Origin of the sequence: Enterobacter ludwigii (genome assembly GCA_023023105.1) — a bacterium.
Classification (GTDB): domain Bacteria; phylum Pseudomonadota; class Gammaproteobacteria; order Enterobacterales; family Enterobacteriaceae; genus Enterobacter; species Enterobacter adelaidei.
In genome coordinates this window covers 720,351-741,410 of sequence record CP083824.1, presented here as the reverse complement: position 1 = coordinate 741,410, position 21,060 = coordinate 720,351, and the positions used below count along the sequence as shown (strand labels likewise).

Annotated in this window: 19 protein-coding genes; 5 read left to right on the top strand and 14 right to left on the bottom strand. The window is 54.9% G+C overall.

Annotated elements, in window-relative coordinates; all coding sequences use genetic code 11:
- Positions 1-12: 12 nt before the first annotated feature.
- From folA to LCD46_03435, 8 genes are all read right to left on the bottom strand, one after another.
- On the bottom strand, positions 13-492 hold the full coding sequence (gene folA / locus LCD46_03470; protein UOY71407.1) for a type 3 dihydrofolate reductase: 480 nt from the start codon (positions 490-492) through the stop codon (positions 13-15).
- A 114-nt stretch (positions 493-606) separates the two neighbouring features.
- Positions 607-2,472, bottom strand: a complete 1,866-nt coding sequence (gene kefC / locus LCD46_03465; protein ID UOY71406.1) for a glutathione-regulated potassium-efflux system protein KefC — start codon at positions 2,470-2,472, stop codon at positions 607-609.
- Entirely contained in the window at positions 2,465-2,995 is a 531-nt protein-coding gene (kefF, locus tag LCD46_03460; protein UOY71405.1) for a glutathione-regulated potassium-efflux system oxidoreductase KefF, read from the bottom strand. Before kefF ends, kefC begins: the two co-directional genes overlap by 8 nt.
- 103 nt (positions 2,996-3,098) lie before the next feature.
- Complete coding sequence (locus tag LCD46_03455) at positions 3,099-3,332, bottom strand: YgdI/YgdR family lipoprotein (protein UOY71404.1); 234 nt, start codon at positions 3,330-3,332, stop codon at positions 3,099-3,101.
- A 139-nt stretch (positions 3,333-3,471) separates the two neighbouring features.
- Complete coding sequence (gene carB / locus LCD46_03450; protein ID UOY71403.1) at positions 3,472-6,696, bottom strand: carbamoyl-phosphate synthase large subunit; 3,225 nt, start codon at positions 6,694-6,696, stop codon at positions 3,472-3,474.
- Positions 6,697-6,714: 18 nt separating this feature from the next.
- On the bottom strand, positions 6,715-7,863 hold the full coding sequence (carA, locus tag LCD46_03445; GenBank protein ID UOY71402.1) for a glutamine-hydrolyzing carbamoyl-phosphate synthase small subunit: 1,149 nt from the start codon (positions 7,861-7,863) through the stop codon (positions 6,715-6,717).
- A gap of 454 nt (positions 7,864-8,317) precedes the next feature.
- Positions 8,318-9,139, bottom strand: coding sequence for a 4-hydroxy-tetrahydrodipicolinate reductase (dapB, locus tag LCD46_03440; protein ID UOY71401.1), 822 nt, complete (start codon positions 9,137-9,139; stop codon positions 8,318-8,320).
- Positions 9,140-9,272: 133 nt separating this feature from the next.
- The gene (locus LCD46_03435) at positions 9,273-10,280 is read right to left on the bottom strand and encodes a LacI family DNA-binding transcriptional regulator (GenBank protein UOY71400.1); all 1,008 of its coding nucleotides are present in this window, start codon (positions 10,278-10,280) and stop codon (positions 9,273-9,275) included.
- A 187-nt stretch (positions 10,281-10,467) separates the two neighbouring features.
- Between LCD46_03435 and LCD46_03430 the strand changes: the two genes are divergently transcribed.
- The 5 genes from LCD46_03430 to LCD46_03410 are packed head-to-tail and all read left to right on the top strand — an operon-like array spanning position 10,468 to position 14,772.
- On the top strand, positions 10,468-12,210 hold the full coding sequence (locus tag LCD46_03430) for a class I mannose-6-phosphate isomerase (GenBank protein ID UOY71399.1): 1,743 nt from the start codon (positions 10,468-10,470) through the stop codon (positions 12,208-12,210).
- A 2-nt stretch (positions 12,211-12,212) separates the two neighbouring features.
- On the top strand, positions 12,213-12,641 hold the full coding sequence (locus LCD46_03425; GenBank protein ID UOY71398.1) for a PTS sugar transporter subunit IIA: 429 nt from the start codon (positions 12,213-12,215) through the stop codon (positions 12,639-12,641).
- A 10-nt stretch (positions 12,642-12,651) separates the two neighbouring features.
- Positions 12,652-13,146 (top strand): PTS sugar transporter subunit IIB, encoded by a 495-nt coding sequence (locus LCD46_03420; GenBank protein ID UOY71397.1) that lies wholly within the window; start codon positions 12,652-12,654, stop codon positions 13,144-13,146.
- Positions 13,147-13,156: 10 nt separating this feature from the next.
- Entirely contained in the window at positions 13,157-13,954 is a 798-nt protein-coding gene (locus LCD46_03415; GenBank protein ID UOY71396.1) for a PTS sugar transporter subunit IIC, read from the top strand.
- Positions 13,954-14,772: a PTS system mannose/fructose/sorbose family transporter subunit IID gene (locus tag LCD46_03410; GenBank protein UOY71395.1), complete on the top strand. Its 819-nt coding sequence runs from the start codon at positions 13,954-13,956 to the stop codon at positions 14,770-14,772. The genes LCD46_03415 and LCD46_03410 overlap by 1 nt, the downstream gene beginning before the upstream one ends.
- Positions 14,773-14,800: 28 nt before the next feature.
- On the opposite strand, the gene LCD46_03405 is transcribed toward LCD46_03410, so the two are convergent.
- The 6 genes from LCD46_03405 to ileS all read right to left on the bottom strand — a co-directional run bounded on the left by LCD46_03405 (position 14,801) and on the right by ileS (position 21,045).
- Positions 14,801-15,571, bottom strand: coding sequence for a glucose-6-phosphate isomerase (locus LCD46_03405; GenBank protein ID UOY71394.1), 771 nt, complete (start codon positions 15,569-15,571; stop codon positions 14,801-14,803).
- Positions 15,564-16,118 carry a glucose-6-phosphate isomerase gene (locus LCD46_03400; protein ID UOY71393.1) on the bottom strand — a complete coding sequence of 185 codons (555 nt, stop codon included), beginning with the start codon at positions 16,116-16,118 and terminating at the stop codon, positions 15,564-15,566. The genes LCD46_03405 and LCD46_03400 overlap by 8 nt, the downstream gene beginning before the upstream one ends.
- 156 nt (positions 16,119-16,274) lie before the next feature.
- On the bottom strand, positions 16,275-17,225 hold the full coding sequence (gene ispH / locus LCD46_03395) for a 4-hydroxy-3-methylbut-2-enyl diphosphate reductase (protein UOY71392.1): 951 nt from the start codon (positions 17,223-17,225) through the stop codon (positions 16,275-16,277).
- A gap of 1 nt (position 17,226) precedes the next feature.
- Positions 17,227-17,676: an FKBP-type peptidyl-prolyl cis-trans isomerase gene (gene fkpB, locus LCD46_03390; GenBank protein UOY71391.1), complete on the bottom strand. Its 450-nt coding sequence runs from the start codon at positions 17,674-17,676 to the stop codon at positions 17,227-17,229.
- A gap of 52 nt (positions 17,677-17,728) precedes the next feature.
- The gene (lspA, locus tag LCD46_03385) at positions 17,729-18,229 is read right to left on the bottom strand and encodes a signal peptidase II (protein ID UOY71390.1); all 501 of its coding nucleotides are present in this window, start codon (positions 18,227-18,229) and stop codon (positions 17,729-17,731) included.
- Positions 18,229-21,045: an isoleucine--tRNA ligase gene (gene ileS, locus LCD46_03380; protein ID UOY71389.1), complete on the bottom strand. Its 2,817-nt coding sequence runs from the start codon at positions 21,043-21,045 to the stop codon at positions 18,229-18,231. The genes lspA and ileS overlap by 1 nt, the downstream gene beginning before the upstream one ends.
- Positions 21,046-21,060 lie beyond the last annotated feature (15 nt).

The following is a 21,060-nucleotide window of genomic DNA, read 5'->3' as shown; positions in this document are numbered from 1 at the left end:
AGGGAAAATCACTTAACGACGTTCCAGAATCTCGAAGCAGTAGCTGTGGGAGTTCTGTGCATCCGCATCGTGAAACTCACTGAAGACAGACTCCCACTCATCCGGATCGTAATCCGGGAAATGGGTATCCCCTTCCACTTCTGCATCAATGTGCGTCAGATACAGCTTCTGCGCTTTTGGCAGGAACTGCTCGTACACGCGCCCGCCACCAATCACCATGATCTCTTCGGCGTTACCGCATGCGGCAATCGCCTCGTCCACGGATTTCACCCATTCAACGCGATCGTCAGTGCCAGGCTGGCTACTGATAACGATATTCTTACGGCCCGGCAATGGACGACCAATCGACTCCCAGGTCAGGCGGCCCATCACTACCGGCTTGTTTAACGTCGTACGTTTAAACCATGCGAGATCGGCAGGCAGGTTCCACGGCATGGCATTTTCCATACCGATAACACGGTCCACCGCCAGCGCTGCAATCAGACTGATCATTGAAAATTTCCCGGATGCAAAAAATTGCCGCCACTATACGGAAAGCTTAATCTTTCGTCGACTGGCGGCAGGGTAAAGAAACAGAAATTTTTTATTATTGCTGGCAACACCTCTTCACACTGAGGGTTTACTCTCTGGTTCGTCTTCCGGGTTACCCGTGTGCTTGCCCTCTTCCGTGCCCTGCCAGCCATGACGCTGGATCAGCGACAGATGATTACGATCTTCATTGATGATCTCTGTCAGCATCGCACTGGTACGTTTAAACACTGCAGCACGCTCAGTGGCCGTACTACCCGCCATCGCCGCCATCTCTTCTACCATATCGGTATTGAAGCGGCGGAACAGGTCTGCACGCTCTCGCGCTTCATACGCGCCAAGCCCCAGATTTTCCAGCGCCATACGGCCAGATTTCAGCGCACCTTCAAACGTCTCACGCTCAGGTGCGTCGACGCCCGCCTGCCGCAAGCGGATATAATGATCCACATCGCGTGCACGGGAGATAATGGTCAGCTCCGGGAAATGTTCTTTTACCAGTTCCACCATCTGCATGCTGGTCTCTGGATCGTCGATGGCGTTAATCAGCACCTCGGCTTTTGCCGCCCCGGCAGACTCCAGCAGATCAACACGGGTCGCATCCCCGTAAAAGACTTTCATATCAAATTTACGCAGGGTATCGACATGGTCAGGATCGTGATCGAGGATGACCATTTTAACCCCGCTCGACAGCAGTAAACGACCAACGATCTGCCCATAGCGACCGAATCCGGCGATAATCACCCGCGGCTGTTCTTCATCAATTTCATCGGCCTCCCGCTCCTGCTCACTGCCCGATTTTTCCAGACGCGTCAGCACCACCAGCAGAACAGGCGTCGCCGCCATCGACAGCGCCACGGCAAGCGTCAGCGCTTTCGCCCACTCAGGCTCGAGTACGTTTGCCATCTGCGCCGCACCAAAGACCACGAACGCAAATTCGCTTCCCTGCCCCAGCAGCACGGCAAACCAGCGACGCTGTTTGCCCGGCACCTTCAGCGGACGGGCAATCAACCACAACATCGCCATTTTAATGACCAGGAAACCGACCAGCAGGATGATGATCCGCAGCGGATGTGTCACCAGCGTGCCGAAGTCGACCGACATCCCCACACCGATGAAAAACAGTCCCAGCAGTAGCCCTTTGAACGGCTCAATATCGCTTTCCAGCGCGTGACGATATTCAGAACTCGCCAGCAGAACGCCTGCGAGGAACGCTCCCATCGCCATCGACAGGCCGGCCTCTTCCAGCAGCAGACCAAAACCGAACACCAGGAACAGTGCCACCGCACTGAAGACTTCACGCAGTCCTGAGCGGGCAACAAACCGCAGCAGCGGACGAGTCACGTAGCGGCCAAGCAGGACCACCAGCGCCAGCGCCCCTACCACCTTCAATGCCGACAGCGCGAAAGCGCCAAGCGTCGTAGAGGAACCACTTGCCGCCAGCAGCGGGATCATTGCCACCAGCGGAATAGCAGCAATATCCTGGAACAACAGCACCGAAAACGCACTGCGCCCCATCTGAGAGACCGTCAGATTTCGCTCGTTCATGGCCTGCATAGCAATGGCCGTCGAGGAGAGCGCCAGCGTCATGCCGATAAGCTCAGCCACTTTCCAGTCCATTCCCAACAGAATGCAGAACCCAGCCAGCAGCAGGCCGCAGGCCACCATTTGCAGCGCGCCACCGCCAAATACCGAGGCACGAAGTTTCCACAAACGCTGCGGGTCGAGCTCAAGGCCAATCACAAACAACATCAAGACGACGCCAATTTCAGCGAAATGGAGAATCGCCTCTGCATCCGTGACCAGACGAAAGCCCCACGGCCCAATGACGCAACCCGCAATCAGGTAGCCGAGGACAGACCCCAGCCCCAGACGTACTGCCACGGGCACAATCAGCGCCGCCGCGCCGAGGTAAATCAGCGCCTGTATCAGCGTATGGCTATCCATGGTGCGCCTCCTGCCACTCAAGTAAGCGTTGTTTATAATGACGAGCCTGCGCCTGCAACGTTTCATCGTCGCATACAAAAGTACAGTGCATCGCAAAAGGCGGAAGCCAGTTCATCCCGCAATAGAGCGCGGTGGCCTGCAGCGGCTGTGCCAGGACGTCAAAACCCGGGAAGGAGCCAATATCAAAGTGGCTTTCCCCACCGCCGGTCGTGACCGCCCACATCAGGTTTTTGCCCTTCAGTGCATGGCCGTTATGACCATATGCCCAGCCATGGGAGAAGACTTTATCAATCCACAGTTTCAGAAGCGGAGGGGTGCTGTACCACTGCATAGGATGCTGCCAGATAATCAGATCAGCGCGCGAAACCGCTTCCTGCTCAGCGGCGATGTCGATATTAAAATCGGGATAAAGTTGATAGAGGGAACGTACCTCTACGTTATCAAGCGTCCTTACCTGCTCAAGCATCCGCTTATTCGCATGCGAGTGCTGCGGATAGGGATGTGCATAAATTATCAGAATCATTGATTAGCCTGTTGTTACTGCTTTCTTTTAACAAAAGAGTGTAGTCAGTAATTCAGCAGGCTAATAGTGAATATTATTGACGGGCTAACGGCAGAATTCTGAATTAGTTATCCAGCTCGCCCATAGATTTTACCTGGTCACGGTTAATCTGCTCGTTTTGACCGGTTTCGGCGTTTTTATACGACACCAGCCCGGTATCGTCATCCACCTGCGGTTTGCCGTCGGTGACAATGGTTTTGCCATCAGTGGTTTTTACGGCCTGATTAGACGAACAGCCCGCAACGGTAAACATTGTCGTGGCAGCCAGAACGGAAGCGATCAGTAATTTATTTTGCATGGTGTTTTCCCCTGCATTCAGTTGGATTTCGTTATCGACCTAACCATTTTAGGCTAACTGACTGAATGTGGATGGAAAACCAGAAGGTTCTGAAGGTGGGGATAATGCCCGGCAACAGAGTGCTGCCGGGCATTTTTACTTACTTGTTAATCTGCGCGTGCATTTCCTGCACCGAAATCACCTTCTCGGTGGCATCCGCGTTCAGCGCCATGGCTGTTGCGAAACCGCCGTTCAGGGTGGTGTCGTAGTGCACTTTGTACTGCAGCGCGCTGCGGCGAATCAGCTTGGAGTCTTCAATCGCCTGACGGCCCGCCGTGGTGTTGATGATGTAGGTGTATTCGCCATTCTTGATACGGTCCTGAATGTGCGGACGGCCTTCATGCACCTTGTTCACCAGACGTGGATTGATACCTGCTTCACCCAGCACAATCGCCGTACCGTGGGTCGCATCCAGCTCGAAGCCCTGTTTCAGCAGCTTGGCAGCCAGGTCAACCACGCGCTCTTTATCGCCTTCGCGAACAGAGAGCAGCGCACGGCCTGATTTTCTCATGGTGGAGCTGCTGCCCAGCTGCGCTTTCGCAAAGGCTTCTGCGAAGGTGCGGCCTACGCCCATCACTTCCCCGGTGGAGCGCATTTCTGGCCCTAACAGTGGGTCAACGCCCGGGAATTTGTTGAACGGCAGTACCACTTCTTTCACCGAGTAGTACGGTGGGATGATCTCTTTGGTTACGCCCTGCTGAGCCAGCGTCTGGCCTGCCATCACGCGCGCCGCCACTTTCGCCAGTGGAACACCGGTCGCTTTGGAGACGAACGGTACGGTACGTGCCGCACGGGGGTTCACTTCAATCAGGTACACTTCGTTGTCTTTAACGGCGAACTGGACGTTCATCAGACCACGAACCTGCAGCTCGAAGGCCAGCTTCTGCACCTGCTGACGCATCACGTCCTGAATCTCCTGGCTCAGGGTGTACGCAGGCAGAGAACAGGCAGAGTCACCGGAGTGAACGCCCGCCTGCTCGATGTGCTCCATGATGCCGCCAATCAGCACCATTTCGCCGTCGCAGATAGCGTCAACGTCCACTTCTACTGCATCGTCCAGGAAGCGGTCGAGCAGCACTGGCGCATCGTTAGAGACGCTTACCGCAGTCTGGAAGTAGCGACGCAGGTCTGCTTCGTCATAAACGATTTCCATCGCCCGGCCGCCCAGTACGTAAGAAGGACGCACCACCAGTGGGTAGCCAATCTCTTTCGCCTTCTCAACAGCCTGTTCAATCGCAGTTACGGTGGCGTTTGCCGGCTGTTTCAGTTTCAGACGGTCAACCGCCTGCTGGAAACGCTCACGGTCTTCTGCACGGTCAATCGCATCCGGGCTGGTACCGATAACCGGTACGCCAGCCGCTTCCAGCGCGCGCGCCAACTTCAACGGGGTCTGGCCGCCGTACTGCACGATAACGCCTTTTGGCTTCTCGATACGCACGATTTCCAGCACGTCTTCCAGTGTTACCGGCTCAAAGTACAGACGGTCAGAGGTGTCGTAGTCAGTGGATACGGTTTCCGGGTTACAGTTAACCATAATGGTTTCGTAACCGTCTTCACGCAGCGCCAGAGAGGCGTGAACGCAGCAGTAATCGAACTCAATGCCCTGGCCGATACGGTTTGGACCACCGCCCAGTACCATAATTTTGTCGCGGTCGACTGACGGGTTCGCTTCGCACTCATCTTCATACGTGGAGTACATGTACGCGGTATCGGTCGAGAATTCTGCCGCACAGGTGTCCACACGCTTGTAGACCGGGTGCAGGTTGAACTGGTCACGCAGCTTGCGGATTTCCGCTTCGCGCACGCCTGCCAGCTTAGCCAGACGCGCATCGGCGAAGCCTTTACGCTTCAGCACGCGCAGGAAGTCAGCGTCCAGACCGTTGATGCCCAGATCCGCCACTTTCTCTTCCAGACGCACCAGCTCTTCAATCTGCACCAGGAACCAGCGGTCAATGTTGGTCAGGTTGAAGACGCCGTCCACAGACAGGCCTGCGCGGAAGGCATCGGCGATATACCAGATACGCTCTGCGCCCGCGTCTTTCAGCTCGCGGCGAATTTTTGTCAGTGCTTCCGGGTCGTCCAGGCTCACTTTCGGGTCAAAACCGGTCGCGCCTACTTCCAGGCCACGCAGCGCTTTCTGCAGGGATTCCTGCTGGGTGCGGCCAATTGCCATCACTTCGCCGACAGATTTCATCTGGGTAGTCAGACGGTCGTTCGCGCCAGCGAATTTCTCGAAGTTGAAGCGAGGTATTTTCGTCACAACGTAGTCGATAGACGGTTCGAAGGACGCAGGGGTGCGGCCGCCGGTGATGTCGTTCATCAGCTCGTCGAGGGTGTAACCCACCGCCAGTTTCGCTGCTACTTTGGCAATCGGGAAGCCGGTGGCTTTAGAGGCCAGCGCCGAGGAACGGGATACACGCGGGTTCATTTCGATAACAATCAGGCGTCCGGTTTTCGGGTTCACCGAGAACTGTACGTTAGAACCGCCGGTTTCCACGCCGATTTCACGCAGTACCGCCATCGAGGCGTTACGCATGATTTGATACTCTTTGTCGGTCAGGGTCTGGGCAGGTGCCACGGTGATGGAGTCACCGGTGTGGATCCCCATCGCATCAAAGTTTTCAATGGAACAGACGATGATGCAGTTGTCGTTTTTATCACGCACCACTTCCATCTCGTACTCTTTCCAGCCAATCAGCGATTCGTCAATCAGCAGCTCTTTGGTTGGGGAAAGATCCAGACCGCGTTCGCAAATCTCTTCGAACTCTTCGCGGTTGTAAGCGATACCGCCACCGGTGCCGCCCATGGTGAAGGAAGGACGGATGATACATGGATAACCCACGTCAGCCGCGACGGCCAGCGCTTCTTCCATGTTGTGTGCAATACCGGAACGCGCGGTGTCGAGGCCGATTTTTTTCATCGCCACGTCGAAGCGACGACGGTCTTCTGCTTTATCAATCGCGTCGGCGGTCGCACCAATCATGGTTACGCCGAATTCGGCAAGCACGCCCTGACGCTCCAGCTCCAGCGCACAGTTCAGCGCCGTCTGGCCGCCCATCGTTGGCAGTACCGCATCCGGGCGCTCTTTTTCGATGATTTTGCGCACTACTTCCCAGTGAATTGGCTCGATGTAGGTTGCATCAGCCATTTCCGGGTCGGTCATGATGGTTGCCGGGTTAGAGTTCACCAGAATGACGCGGTAGCCCTCTTCACGCAGAGCTTTACACGCCTGCGCACCGGAGTAGTCAAATTCACAGGCCTGGCCGATAACAATCGGGCCAGCGCCAAGGATCAGGATGCTTTTTATGTCTGTACGTTTTGGCATTGTCTTCTCAGCTCCTGATTATTTAGCGGTCTTACGGTATTGCTCGATAAGTTCGATGAAGTGATCGAACAGCGGTGCGGCATCGTGCGGGCCCGGGCTGGCTTCAGGGTGACCCTGGAAGCTGAACGCTGGCTTGTCGGTACGGTGGATACCCTGCAGGGTGCCATCGAACAGTGATTTATGCGTCACGCGCAGGTTAGCCGGCATTGAGGCTTCATCGACAGCAAAACCGTGGTTCTGCGCGGTGATCATCACCGTGTTGTTGTCGATATCTTTCACCGGGTGGTTACCACCGTGGTGACCGAATTTCATCTTAACGGTGTTCGCACCGCTCGCCAGCGCCAGCAACTGATGGCCGAGACAGATGCCGAAGACCGGGATATCGGTTTCCAGGAAAGATTTAATGGCGTTGATAGCGTAATCGCACGGAGCCGGGTCACCCGGACCGTTAGAGAGGAAGATACCGTCCGGGTTCATCTTCAGGACTTCTTCCGCAGAGGTTTGTGCAGGCACAACGGTCAGACGGCAACCGCGGTCAACCAGCATGCGCAGGATATTGCGCTTGGCACCGAAATCGTAGGCCACCACGTGGAATGGCAGTTCGCTCTCTTTTTTCGCTTCTGGCAGGTCGCCTTCCAGCGTCCAGCTACCCTGCGTCCAGTTGTAGGCTTCAGCGGTAGTCACCTCTTTCGCCAGGTCCATGCCGTTCAGACCCGGGAAGGCTTTCGCTTTTTCCAGCGCCAGGGCCGCATCCAGGTTATCACCCGCAATGATGCAGCCGTTTTGTGCACCTTTCTCGCGCAGCAGACGCGTTAACTTACGGGTATCAATATCGGCAATCGCCACAATGTTATGGCGCTTCAGGTAAGAAGAGAGGTCTTCGGTGTTGCGGAAGTTGCTGGCAATCAGCGGCAGGTCGCGAATGACCAGACCTTGCGCATGTACCTGAGAGGATTCTTCGTCAGCCGCATTGGTGCCGACATTGCCGATATGAGGATAAGTAAGAGTAACGATTTGGCGAGAATAGGAAGGATCAGTGAGGATTTCTTGATAACCGGTCATTGAAGTATTGAAAACGACTTCCCCAACCGCCGAACCTGTTGCCCCTATGGCCCGACCGATAAACTGGGTTCCGTCTTCCAGAACCAATAGCGCTGACTTAATCAAAACACCCTCCAGAGAATATTCACTCACTTTATTTGCATATTAATTCATAACCATGTCATGGATCAATGCAAATGTGTTGCCAGCGGATTTTTGGCAAACGGCGGCATTCTGGAGATTTGGTAGGTAAAAGTCAACTTAAAACGGAGATTTTGTTTGTTCTTTTGCAAGCCTGGAGACCCAAAGGCGGCTTAACCGACAAAAAGATCAGGTAAATCACCGCAGAAAACGCTTGCGCGGCAAGTTTAATGAGAAATCTGGGGTGAGAACTATAAAAAGTAGACCAGATGGTCAAAATTTACATTTCAGCAACGAAAAAAGAGATTTAAAAGCGTGTTTTTGTATGAAAAATAGAGAATAGACAATGAAACAGGTAAAATAAAAGGGCAATAAATTATTGCCCTATGCAATCAAGTAATTACGACTGCAATAACCACATCACGATGGGTAATAAGCTCTACAAATTGTTGAGATCAAGCACATCCCGCATATCAAAAAGACCATTTCTTTTGCCTTTTAACCACAAAGCAGATCGTACGGCACCGTTTGCAAAGGTCATACGGCTGGAGGCTTTATGCGTAATTTCAACACGCTCGCCAATATCGGCGAACATCGCGGTATGTTCGCCGACGATGTCACCCGCTCGCACGGTTGCGAAGCCAATGGTTCCCGGCACGCGTTCGCCGGTGTAACCTTCGCGGGTATAGACCGCGCAGTCTTTTAAATCTTTATCAAGTGCATGAGCAATCGCTTCACCCATTGCCAGCGCCGTACCTGATGGCGCATCAACTTTGTAACGGTGGTGCGCTTCAACAATCTCAATGTCGGTATAGTTGCCCATCACCTTCGCCGCTTTCTCCAGCAGCTTGAGCATGACGTTTACGCCCACGCTAAAGTTCGCAGCAAAGACAATCGCAATTTCTTTTGATGCGTCCTGAATGGCCTGCTTACCTGCGTCGTCAAAACCGGTAGTACCGATGACCATTCCTTTGCCGTGCTGGCGGCAAAACGCCAGATGCGTCAGCGTCCCTTCCGGGCGGGTAAAGTCGATGAACACATCGAAGTCATTTTTAACCGCGTCAAGGCTGCTCTGGACGGTAACGCCCGTCTTTCCCGCCCCCGCCAGTTCACCTGCGTCGGCACCAAGAAGTGAGGAACCTTCACGCTCCAGGGCCGCACCCAGCGCCACACCATCCATCTGTAGCGCCGCCTGAATCAGCTGACGGCCCATACGTCCACCCGCGCCCGCAATCGCGACACGGATCTGTGCATCATGCATAGTTATTCTCTTACGTTAAAATGATGTAAACCGTTTTCAGATTAACCAGCCTTGCTCTGTGCTGCCAACTGAAAACACCAATAATTAGAATTTAATGATAAACAGGAAGAAATATCAGTAAAAAGCATAACGATCAGCGAAAACCGCAGGATTCCCGCACCACGAGGGCGGGGGGAAGGATAATCCGTTTTGCCGGTTCATCATTTCCTTGCATGCGGCTATACAGCAACTCTCCTGCCTTGCGCCCAATCTCTTTCGCGGCGACAGATACCGTCGTTAGTGCAGGCTGAACCAGCGCCGCTTCGGTGATGTCATCGAATCCCACCAGGGCAAAATCACGTCCGGGTTCCCGGTTCAATTTGCGTAAACACTGCATAACCCCGAGGGCCACAATATCCTGATAACAAATCGCGGCGGTGATTTCCGGATTATCGGTCAGCAAACTCTCTGCCACCCGTGCACCATCGCTTTGGCTGGCCTGTGAAGTCACAATCCAGGCCGGATTCGGCGTAATACCGTATTCCAGAAGTTTACTGGTAAATCCGCCAATACGCTGCGCCCGTGACCCCGAATTCTGGCTACCGCCGATAAATGCGATCCGCCGGTGTCCCATTTTTAAAAGATGTTCGGTCGCCATTTGGGTGCCAAGAAAGTTATCTGTTCCAACAAAATCGAACCCCGGATCGCTAAGCGGTCGTACAACCATAATCGCCGGAATATTGCGTCGCTTCAGGCTATCAAAAAATGATTGGGGCGTTTCGCGGGCGGCACAGAGCACCATGCCACCCACGTTGTTACGCATCAGCGAATCAACAAACTTTTGCTGTCGCTCGGCGGATTCTTCGCTATTTGCCAGAAACAGCATCAGCTCATGGCGCTCCATCTCATGGCTTAAGCCGGCGGTCATCTCGCCGTAGAAAGGGTTGGTGATGTCATGCAACAGCAGCCCCACCTGATTACTGCTGCGGTTTCGCAGGTTTGCCGCCGTCTGGTTATAGACATAGCCCGATTCATCCAGCGCCTTCAGTACCCTTTCGCGTGTGCTTTGCGAAATGCGCCCTTTATTGCACAGCACCATTGATACCGTTGCCGTAGATACCCCTGCGTACTTCGCAACATCTGCCAGCGTGATTCCTGTCATGTTGTCTCCTTAGTCTTCACTACAGATTAATCGAATAACCTTTTTTTTGCATTTTTCCCTGTGAGTCTCTTCACATTACGGCTATCAATCAGGATCCCATTCGTATTTATGGCGGGTTAATCGCGTTAACCACTCTTCTCAAATGCGGTTAATCGAATAACCTTAAATAACGATTACGGAGGATAAGATGACAACTTACGACAAATTCCCCACGGTGATGATTCAGGGTTATGACGACAGCGCCTGGCAAGGTTGGGAGGCGATTATCAGCAGCCTTGATGCAAAAACCCGACAGTGCAGCCGCACCGTACTGGTGATTGATTGCTATCCAGGCGTGCGCATGACCGAACTTGAGAACGCTTTGCTGCCGCAATTGCGTCCGACACTCACAATCAATGTCGAACAAGCGCGACAGGATGAGCGCACCATTCATGAAATGCTGGCACGCAACCTCACCGACGATCGCGTCTTTGGCGTACTCTCCTGCCACCAGCTCGGTGAGTTTTTCGATCCCACTCGTCTGGAAACATTGCAGGCTCAGGTGAGCCAATGCTCTGAAGGGCTGATTGTGATTTACGGCCCCGGTGCGGCGCTCGTCCATCCGGGTGATGTGCTGGTGTATGCCGATCTTCCTCGATGGGAGATCCAGCAGCGTATGCGCAGCGGTGAGATGGGGAACTGGGGCGTAGAGAATCAGCATGAAGATATCCTTCGTCGCTACAAACGCGCCTTTTTTATCGAATGGAGAGTCTTCGATCGCCACAAAACGCCGCTTCTCAAACGCGCCGATTTTTTACTGGATACAACCCGGGCAAACCAGCCCGCGATGGTCAGCGGCGAAGCCCTGCGTGCCGGGCTTGAACAAACGACCTCGCAGCCTTTCCGCGTAGTCCCCTTTTTCGACCCCGGAATCTGGGGCGGCCAGTGGATGAAACAACAATTCGATCTCGATCCCTCTGCACCCAATTACGCATGGTGTTTTGACTGTGTGCCCGAGGAAAACAGCCTGTTACTGCGTTTTGGCGCAGTGCGGATCGAGATCCCCTCTCAGGATCTGGTTCTGCTTGAGCCTCGCGCTCTGCTGGGTGAGAAAGTTCACGCACGTTTCGGCGCGGAGTTCCCGATTCGCTTTGACTTTCTCGATACCGTTGGCGGCCAAAACCTAAGCTTCCAGGTCCACCCCGTTACCGAGTACATCCAGCAACAGTTCGGGATGCATTACACCCAGGATGAGAGCTATTACATCCTGGACGCCAGGCCAGATGCCGTTGTTTATCTGGGCACCAAAACCGGTATAGATCCTAAGGACATGATGGACGATCTCAGGCGTGCGGGGCGCGGTGACAAACCGTTTGATGATGCCCGTTTCGTTAATCAAATCCCGGCCAAAAAACACGACCATTTCCTGATCCCTGCAGGCACAGTGCACTGCTCCGGCGCCGGGACCATGGTACTGGAGATCAGCGCTACGCCGTATATCTTCACCTTCAAACTATGGGACTGGGGCCGCCTTGGGCTGGACGGTCTGCCGCGCCCGGTACACCTGGACCACGGTGAAAAGGTGATCGACTGGCAGCGCGACACGCAGTGGGTGCATCAGCATCTGGTGAATCAGTTTGAACCTATCGCAGAAGGAAATTACTGGCGCGAAGAACGAACGGGGCTGCACGAGCGAGAATTTATCGAAACCCGTCGTCACTGGTTTAGCGAACCCGTGTTGCATCATACCGGTGGCGGTGTGAATGTGCTGAATCTCGTGGAGGGAGACGAAGCCATTGTCGATAGCCCAACCGGTGCGTTTGCACCTTTCACCGTCCATTACGCCGAAACCTTCATCATTCCGGCAAGCGTCGGTGAATATCGCATTTCACCGCCCGCCAATTCCTCCAGCCAACCACTGGCGACTATCAAAGCCTGGGTAAGGAGTTAACGATGATTCATTTTATTGTCGCCACCCACGGTCCGCTTGCCAGCGCTCTGCTGGAGAGCGGCCGGATGGTTTATGGCGATCTGCCCGGCGTGCACGCCGTTTGTCTGACCGAACAGGCAGGGATAGAGGGCTTCCGCCGTGACTTTTGCGCCACTCTGGAAGCAGCAAGCATAAATGCTGATGGCGTGCTGGTGCTGTGTGATATGCAAAGCGGCACGCCCTGGAATGTGGCTTGCGAGGTCGCGTTTAACCAGCATACACATCCACCTGTCGCCGTGGTCGCGGGGGTCAACTTCCCGATGCTGCTGCAAACCGACGAGGTGATGATGGCACGCGATGTTCATCATGCTGCCGCGCAAATAATCCAACTCACTCTGCCGACGCTGGTACAGGCGAAACAGATAGATTCTGAACCGACAGACGATTTTTAAGGAGCTGCATATGAGTATTTCTTTTGTTCGCATCGACGATCGCGTGATCCATGGGCAGCTCATCACACGCTGGGCCAAAGAGCTGCCCTGTGACGGCATCGTTGCCATTGATGATGCCGTTGCGGCCGATCCGCTGCTGTCGTCGGTCATGAAAGGCGCCGTCTCTGACACCAAAGTGTGGCTGTTCGATACCGCAACGGCGATTGAAAAACTGCCCAAAGTGATTGCCAGCGAGAAGCGGTATTTTGTGATAGGCAAATCGCCGCTTACGCTGCAGCGAATTGAACAGGCAGGCATTAGCCTGAAAAACAGCAACGGGAAAATCAACGTGGGGCCGATGAGCGCTCGCGCTAACACGATCACCATCGGCCCGAATCAATCGGTCACGAAAGATGAAGCGGCGGCGTTCGAGTGGCTCACCGTCCAGGGACACGCGATTGAATTCCGCCTGGTTCCAGATGCCAGTTTTTATACCTGGCAGGACGCCAGACAAAAGCTGAAATAAGGAGCGGATCATGTTTATCGAAGCGTCATTAATTGGCCTGCTGTGTTATCTGGGTGCACTCAGCAGTCCGTGGCTTTTAGGGTTGACTGGCGGTTGGTATCTCATCTCCCGACCGCTTATTTCCGGGATGCTGGTTGGCCTGATCCTGGGCGATATCAAAACCGGAATTATGATTGGCGTAGCGGTGCAGGCAGTGTATATCGCGATGGTGACCCCCGGCGGCTCGATGCCAGCAGATTTAAACTTTGTGGCTTATCCAGCCATTGCGCTGGGGATCCTTTCCGGCAAAGGACCTGAGGTTGCCGTCGCACTGGCAGCAACTATCGGTATCGCCGGAACCATTCTCTTCAATGCGATGATGGTGCTCAATTCATTCTGGAATCATCGGGCGGATGTCGCGCTGGAAAATGGCGATGAGCGAGGAATCTACCTCAACAGCGCCATATGGCCACAGGTGATGAATTTTGTGCTGCGCTTTGTCCCCACGTTTATCGCCGTCTTTTTTGGCGCGCAATACATTAGCGGCTTTATGGACAGCCTGCCGCAGATCGTACTCTCGACCATGAACGTGCTGGGCGGTATTTTGCCCGCCGTCGGTATTGCCATCCTGCTTAAGCAGATCATCAAAAGCTACACCATGCTCATCTATTTCCTGGTGGGCTTCGTCTGCATCGTTTTCCTGAAACTCAATATGGTTGCGCTGGTGATCGTGGGCGCCCTGCTGGCGCTGATTCATTACAACTACAAACCTGAGACGCCGCAGGCCGTGGCCTCTGCACCAGTCCCTGACGACGAGGATGAATTCTGATGGAAGAACGTAAACTGACCCGCAAAGATCTGCGCCGCTGCTGGCGGGCGTGGATGATGCACAACCTCTCTTCAATGAGCTTTGAACGGCTGGAATCTTTCGGCTTCTGCCTGAGCATGCTGCCGGTGGCAAAAAAACTCTATCCCGATGCAGCACAACGCACCGAGATGCTGCGTCGTCACGCGTCGTTCTACAACACAGAGCCGCAAATTGGCGCGATTGTTAACGGTATGGCGCTGGGTCTGGAAGAGAAGAAAGCCAACGGCGAGCCGATTGATGGTGAAACCATCAACACTCTGAAGGTGGGCCTGATGGGGCCGATAGCAGGGATCGGCGATTCGATGATCCCCGGAATGCTAATCCCCATCCTCCTCAGCATCGGGATGGCGCTGGCGGCAGGAGGGAACATACTTGGCCCGCTGTTTTATACCGTTGCCTGGCTGGCCATTATTATCCCGGGCTCATGGTTCCTGTTTCTTAAAGGCTACCAGATGGGATCAGGCTCTGTGGAGATGCTGGTCAGCAGCAAATCCACCCGCCTACGGGAAGCGCTCTCCCTGCTGGGCGTATTCGTCATGGGCGGCGTGGCGGCCAGCTATGTGAAGCTCGGTACCGGGCTGGAGTTCATCACCCGCGACGGCGTTAACATTCACGTGCAGCAGATGCTGGACGGTATTTTCCCGCAACTGCTTCCGCTGGTGGTGGTGCTGGGTACCTGGTACCTGATGGCAAAACGCGGCGTGTCGCCAGTCAAAGCCATGGTTCTACTGCTGGTACTCGCAGCGCTTGGCGTGGCAACCGGGGTGTTTGCAGGATAAAAAAGCCGGGGCTCTGCCCCGGCTTTTTTTATGGATGGAAATGGTGCCACAGCTCTGCCGTTCTGTCCGGGCGCGAGATAAACTGAAACCGAGCCGGATCGTCAATAAACTGCTGATAAATAGGCTCGTCCGTAATACCAAACTCACTGTAACGACGCGGTGTGATCATCTGTAACCGCCCTGCCATATAGTGGCTATTATGCTGCCATATAATATTTTTTCCCTGAACCAGCGGATACCAGGCCAGCCCCTTGCGCGCGCGAACCGCGTCATATTCAAAGCCGTACTCACGATCGCACCAGGCACCAAAAGTCAGCGGAGTATCAGGCGAGGCCGAAATAGTCGCATGACCCCAGCCAGGTGGCACCAGCACCTTTTCTCCTGGCCCCGCTAAAACGGCAAAACAGCGTCCGGGATCGTCCTCGACGTACTCCTGCATGTAAATAATCGCTTTACCTTGCCAGATCTCATAAAGCTCCGGCGGTGACCATCCGCTATGCTGGCTGATGCGGTGAATATGCCCCTGGCTGCGAATTGGCTCATCGCCGAGCGTACCTGCGGCGTAGGTAACCACACCAAAGAGCAACATCCGTTTTTCCAGCTCCGGCCTGTCCATCAGTCGCGCGACATCCATGGCGATGGCATACACCAGATCCGGCCCCTGACAGTCAGGATCGCGCAGTGACGGGCGAATCTGATCCAGACTACGGATTTCCGGCATCGGCCCGGTGACATCATCACCATAGCTAAAACCCAGCGGTTGATGGGTAATGGTCATATCAAGGCCATAGTCAGACATGACGCACCTCGACACCTTGCCCGGCGGCAAAGACTCGCAGAGCGAAACCCTCTGCCAGCGCCGCGTAGTCGTGCCCCGCGACGCTTGGCCAGACGGCCAGCGAGGAGAGCGTCTCATTACCGGTGTTGATCAAACGGTGCGCCGTAAAAGGAGGAATAATGTGTACCGACCCTGTTGCTACCTGCTCAATACGCGCATCGCCCGCCTCCGTTTGCAACAACAGTAAGCCGCTGCCACGCAGGCCAAAATAGACTTCCCCCTGTTCACGGCGCTCATGAAAATGACCGCGCGTCATAAAGAACTCATCACCAACTTTACCTGCATGAAGGTGCGTGACACCAACGTAGAGCGCCCCCTCAGCCATGGGGGATTCCAGTACCTCAACGTCGTATACGCTTTGTTGGGGGTCGCGACACCTCCACTCCTCGCGGTTAGCGAAGATGCAGGGAAGATCGGCAAGGCGGGTTGTCTTGCGAACAAGCGGGCCTCTGGCTAGCGCCCCAGTAGCCCATGCCACCTGAGGTGGCAGAATAATTTCTGGTTCCATAGTCATCTCCGGCCCAAGGAGAACAGCAACATCAGCCTATCAGATTAAACGATTAACCTGTCGATGAAGGCACCAATCTTGATGGTGAATCACAGTTAACCAGAAACAAAAATGCCGGTAGCTTTCGCCACCGGCATTTTTCAGGCAGAGAGTAAACTATTCCACTTCGCGGGCGTCGATACGCAGTTCTTTCGGGACTTCGAAAACGATGTTCTCTTCGCGTCCTTCCAGCGGTATCGCTTCGCCACCGCCCAGCTCCTGCAGACGGACAATCACGTTCTGCACCAGAATATCCGGCGCGGAAGCGCCTGCGGTAACGCCGACGCAGGCCACATTTTTCACCCACGCTTCCTGAATGTCCGTTGCATCGTCAATCAGGAATGCCGCTTTCCCCATACGCTGCGCAAGCTCGGCCAGGCGGTTGGAGTTAGAGGAGTTCTTCGAGCCAACAACCAGCACCACATCCGCCTGTTCAGCCAGTGCACGCACCGCTTCCTGGCGGTTAGTGGTCGCGTAGCAGATGTCATCTTTACGCGGCCCGACGATTTTCGGGAAACGCTGACGCAGGGCATCAATCACGTCAGAGGTATCGTCCACGGAGAGCGTCGTCTGGGTCATAAACGACAGACGGGCTTCGTTTTTCACATTCAGCGTCAGGACATCTTCCGGTGACTCAACCAGATACATGCCCCCTTCCGGGTTGCTGTACTGGCCCATGGTGCCTTCAACTTCCGGATGACCCGCGTGGCCAATCAGAATCGACTCTTCACCACGACGGCTGGCACGCGCCACTTCCATATGCACCTTTGTCACTAAAGGACAGGTGGCATCAAACACCGTCAAATCGCGGCTTTTCGCTTCGTTACGCACTGCCTGAGAAACGCCATGCGCGGAGAAAATCAGGATCGCACCATCCGGCACTTCGCTAATCTGCTCGATAAAGATGGCACCGCGCTCGCGCAGGCTGTCGACCACATAGCGGTTATGCACTACTTCGTGACGCACATAAATCGGCGCGCCGTAGATCTCCAGCGCGTTTTCAACAATGCTGATAGCGCGGTCTACACCGGCGCAGAAGCCGCGCGGGTTAGCCAACAGGATCTGCATTTCAGGCCTCCAGTACTGGGTCAATCTCCAGCACTTCAATATCAAAATGGACGGTGCGCCCGGCAAGTGGATGGTTGAAGTCAACGGTGATGGAGTCGCCGTTGATTTCGCGGATCACGCCAGGCATTTCGCTGCCATCCATAGCGGTAAAGAGCATAATCGCCCCGATTTCCGGCTCGCCCGCATCCATAAACTCGCGGCGCGAGAAATACTGGATCAGATCCGGGCTTGGCACGCCAAACGCGGCATCCGGCTCCAGTGAAAACGCCTTTTTCTCACCCTCTTTCAGACCAAGAAGCTGTTGTTCAAGACCTTCAGACAGGGAGGTATCGCCAAGACGAAACAGGGCTGGTTTGCCGTTATTGCGGGTGGATTCAGCGGTAGAGCCATCATCCAGTTTCAGCGTGAAGTGAACGAGAACCGCGCTGTTGCTCTGTACGGATTTAGACATGCAAATTGCTCGCTTGTTTTGCCCGGTGGCACTACACCACCGGGCGAGTGTGTTACGCCTGCTCTTTCGCGGCCGAGTTAGGCAAGAAGCCTTCCAGCACGATTAACGCCGCACCGATGCAAATTGCGCTATCGGCGAGGTTAAAGGTCGCGAAGTGCCAGTCGCCGACGTAGAAGTCGATCATATCGACCACAAAGCCGTGCCACAGGCGGTCAAACAGGTTGCCCAGTGCGCCGCCAATGATCAGTGCGTAGGCAATGTTATTCAGCTTTTGCGTTGCCTTCGAACGGTACATCAGCACCGCCAGCACCACACAGATACCGATCGCGATACCTGCAAAGAACCAGCGCTGCCAGCCACCGCTGTCAGCAAGGAAACTAAACGCCGCACCGTAGTTGCGTGCATAGTGCAGGTTAAGCGACGGGAACAGTGAAACCGTCTCCCCCAGAGCAAAATTCTGGAGGATCAGGAACTTGCTGCCCAGATCAATAATCAGCACCACCACAACCAGCCACAGCCAGCGCAGTCCTGTTGAACAGAGAGTTTTACTCATCAGGCAAACTTACGTTTTTCGCCGTCTCCGGCGACGTTGCTTACACAGCGTCCGCAGATATCTGCGTGATCCGCCACCTTGCCGACATCAGTGGTGTAGTGCCAGCAGCGCGGGCATTTCTCACCTTCGGCTTTGCTCAGCGCGACTTTCAGTCCTTTGAGCAACTCGCTCTGCTGAGCATCAGCAGAAGCGTCGGCATAATCTGCAACTTTCGCACCGGAGGTCAACAGGACAAATCGCAATTCATCGCCCAGCGCCGTCAGTTTTGCCGCCAGCTCAGGTTCTGCGTACAGAGTCACTGTCGCTTCCAGAGAGCCACCGACTTTCTTATCCGCACGTGCCTGCTCGATAACCTTGTTCACTTCGCCACGCACTTTCAGCAGCTCGTCCCAGAAAGCGTCATTCATCGCTTCGGTGCTGGAGAGATCGAACAGACCTTCGTACCACTCGCCCGTGAAGACATATTTCTCACGGTTGCCTGGCAGGTAGCCCCAGATTTCATCCGCGGTGAAGGACATGATCGGCGCCATCCAGCGCACCAGCGCTTCTGCGATGTGGAACAGCGCGGTCTGGCAGCTACGACGCGCCACGCTGTCCGCTTTCGCGGTGTACTGGCGGTCTTTGATGATGTCGAGGTAGAACGAGCCCATCTCGATGGAGCAGAAGCGCATCAGGCGCTGCACCACTTCGTGGAAGTCGTAAGACTCATAGGCTTTCAGGATATCTTCCTGCGCCGCTTTCGCACAGCCTACCGCCCAGCGATCCAGAACCACCATCTCTTCCGGTTTCACCATGTCTTTCACCGGATCGAAACCGTTCAGGTTCGCCAGCAGGAAGCGCGCGGTGTTACGGATACGACGATAGCTGTCGGCAGCACGTTTCAGGATCTCATCAGACACCGCCATTTCGCCGGTGTAGTCGGTCGAAGCCACCCACAGACGCAGAATGTCTGCGCCCAGCTTATTCATCACGTCCTGCGGAGAAACGGTGTTACCGATAGACTTGGACATCTTACGGCCCTGACCATCCACGGTGAAACCGTGGGTCAGTACCTGGCGGTAAGGGGCTTTGCCTTTCATAGCGGTAGAGATCATCAGAGATGACATGAACCAGCCACGGTGTTGGTCAGATCCTTCCAGATACATGTCGGCAGCGTGACCGGCAAATTCCGGGCGTACGTCAACGACTGAGGAGTGGGTAGACCCGGAGTCGAACCACACGTCCAGGGTATCCGGCACTTTCTCGTAGTTGTCTGCATCAGCGCCCAGGATGTCGCGGGAATCGAGATCCCACCACGCCTGAATACCGTCAACTTCGACGCGCTTCGCCACTTCTTCCATCAGTTCCAGGGTGTTCGGGTGCAGTTCCTGCGTCTCTTTATGCACGAACAGAGACATTGGCACGCCCCAGGTACGCTGACGGGAGATACACCAGTCAGGACGGTTCGCCACCATGGATTCGATACGCGCCTGGCCCCAGTCAGGGATCCACTGCACGCCTTTGATCTCTTTCAGAGACTGCGCGCGCAGGCCTTTCTGATCCATGCTGACGAACCACTGCGGGGTCGCACGGAAGATGATCGGCGTCTTGTGACGCCAGCAGCACGGGTAGCTGTGCTGCATTTTCTCAACGTGCAGCAGTGCGCCGCTGGTGCGCAGCATATCGACGATGATGTCGTTCGCCTTAAAGACGTTGATACCGTCCAGCGCCGGGTAGGTGCCAGGCAGGTATGAACCGTCCGGGCCAACCGGGTTGGCGATTTCCAGACCGTATTTCAGGCTGATGTTGTAGTCGTCAGGACCGTGGCCACCGGCGGTATGTACCGCACCGGTACCCGCGTCCAGCGTGACGTGGTCGCCCAGGATCGCCGGAACATCGAAGTCCAGGAACGGGTGTTTGAAGCGCATCAGCTCCAGCGCGTCGCCTTTCACGGTGCCCAGCACGGTATAGTTGGCGATATGCGCGCGTTTCAGCACGCTTTCAACCAGGTCTTTCGCCAGGATAACCGCCTGACCGTCAATCTGCACCAGTGCGTATTCGAACTCACCTGACAGGGAGATCGCGCGGTTGGCAGGCAGCGTCCACGGCGTGGTGGTCCAGATAACCAGAGAGACCGGACCGTTAACGGACGACACGCCAAATTTAGCTTTCACCGCATCCTGATCTACCGCGTGGAACGCCACGTCGATAGACGGAGAGGTTTTGTCGTAATACTCAACTTCCGCTTCTGCCAGCGCAGAACGGCAGTCCACGCACCAGTGCACCGGCTTCGCGCCTTTGTGCAGGTGGCCGTTACCGATGATTTTGCCCAGCGCACGGATGATGTTGGCTTCAGTTTTGAAGTCCATGGTCAGGTAAGGGTGTGACCAGTCGCCCAGCACGCCCAGACGGATGAAATCAGCACGCTGACCGTCAACCTGAGTGGCTGCAAATTCGCGGCATTTCGCGCGGAACTCTGCGGCGGTGAACTTCTCACCTGGCTTGCCAAACTCTTGCTCAACTTTCAGCTCGATTGGCAGACCGTGGCAGTCCCAGCCCGGAACGTAAGGCGAGTCATATCCCGCGAGTCCTTTGGACTTCACGATAATGTCTTTCAGAATCTTGTTTACAGAGTGACCAATATGAATGCTGCCATTCGCATATGGAGGGCCATCATGCAGAATGAAGGTTTTTTTGCCTTTTTTGGCTGCACGAATGATGCCGTACAGGTCATCATCAGTCCAACGCGCCAGCATTCCCGGTTCACGCTTGGCGAGATCGCCGCGCATCGGGAACCCTGTTTCCGGCAAATTCAGGGTTGATTTATAGTCACTCATCAGATTCTCGGTTCC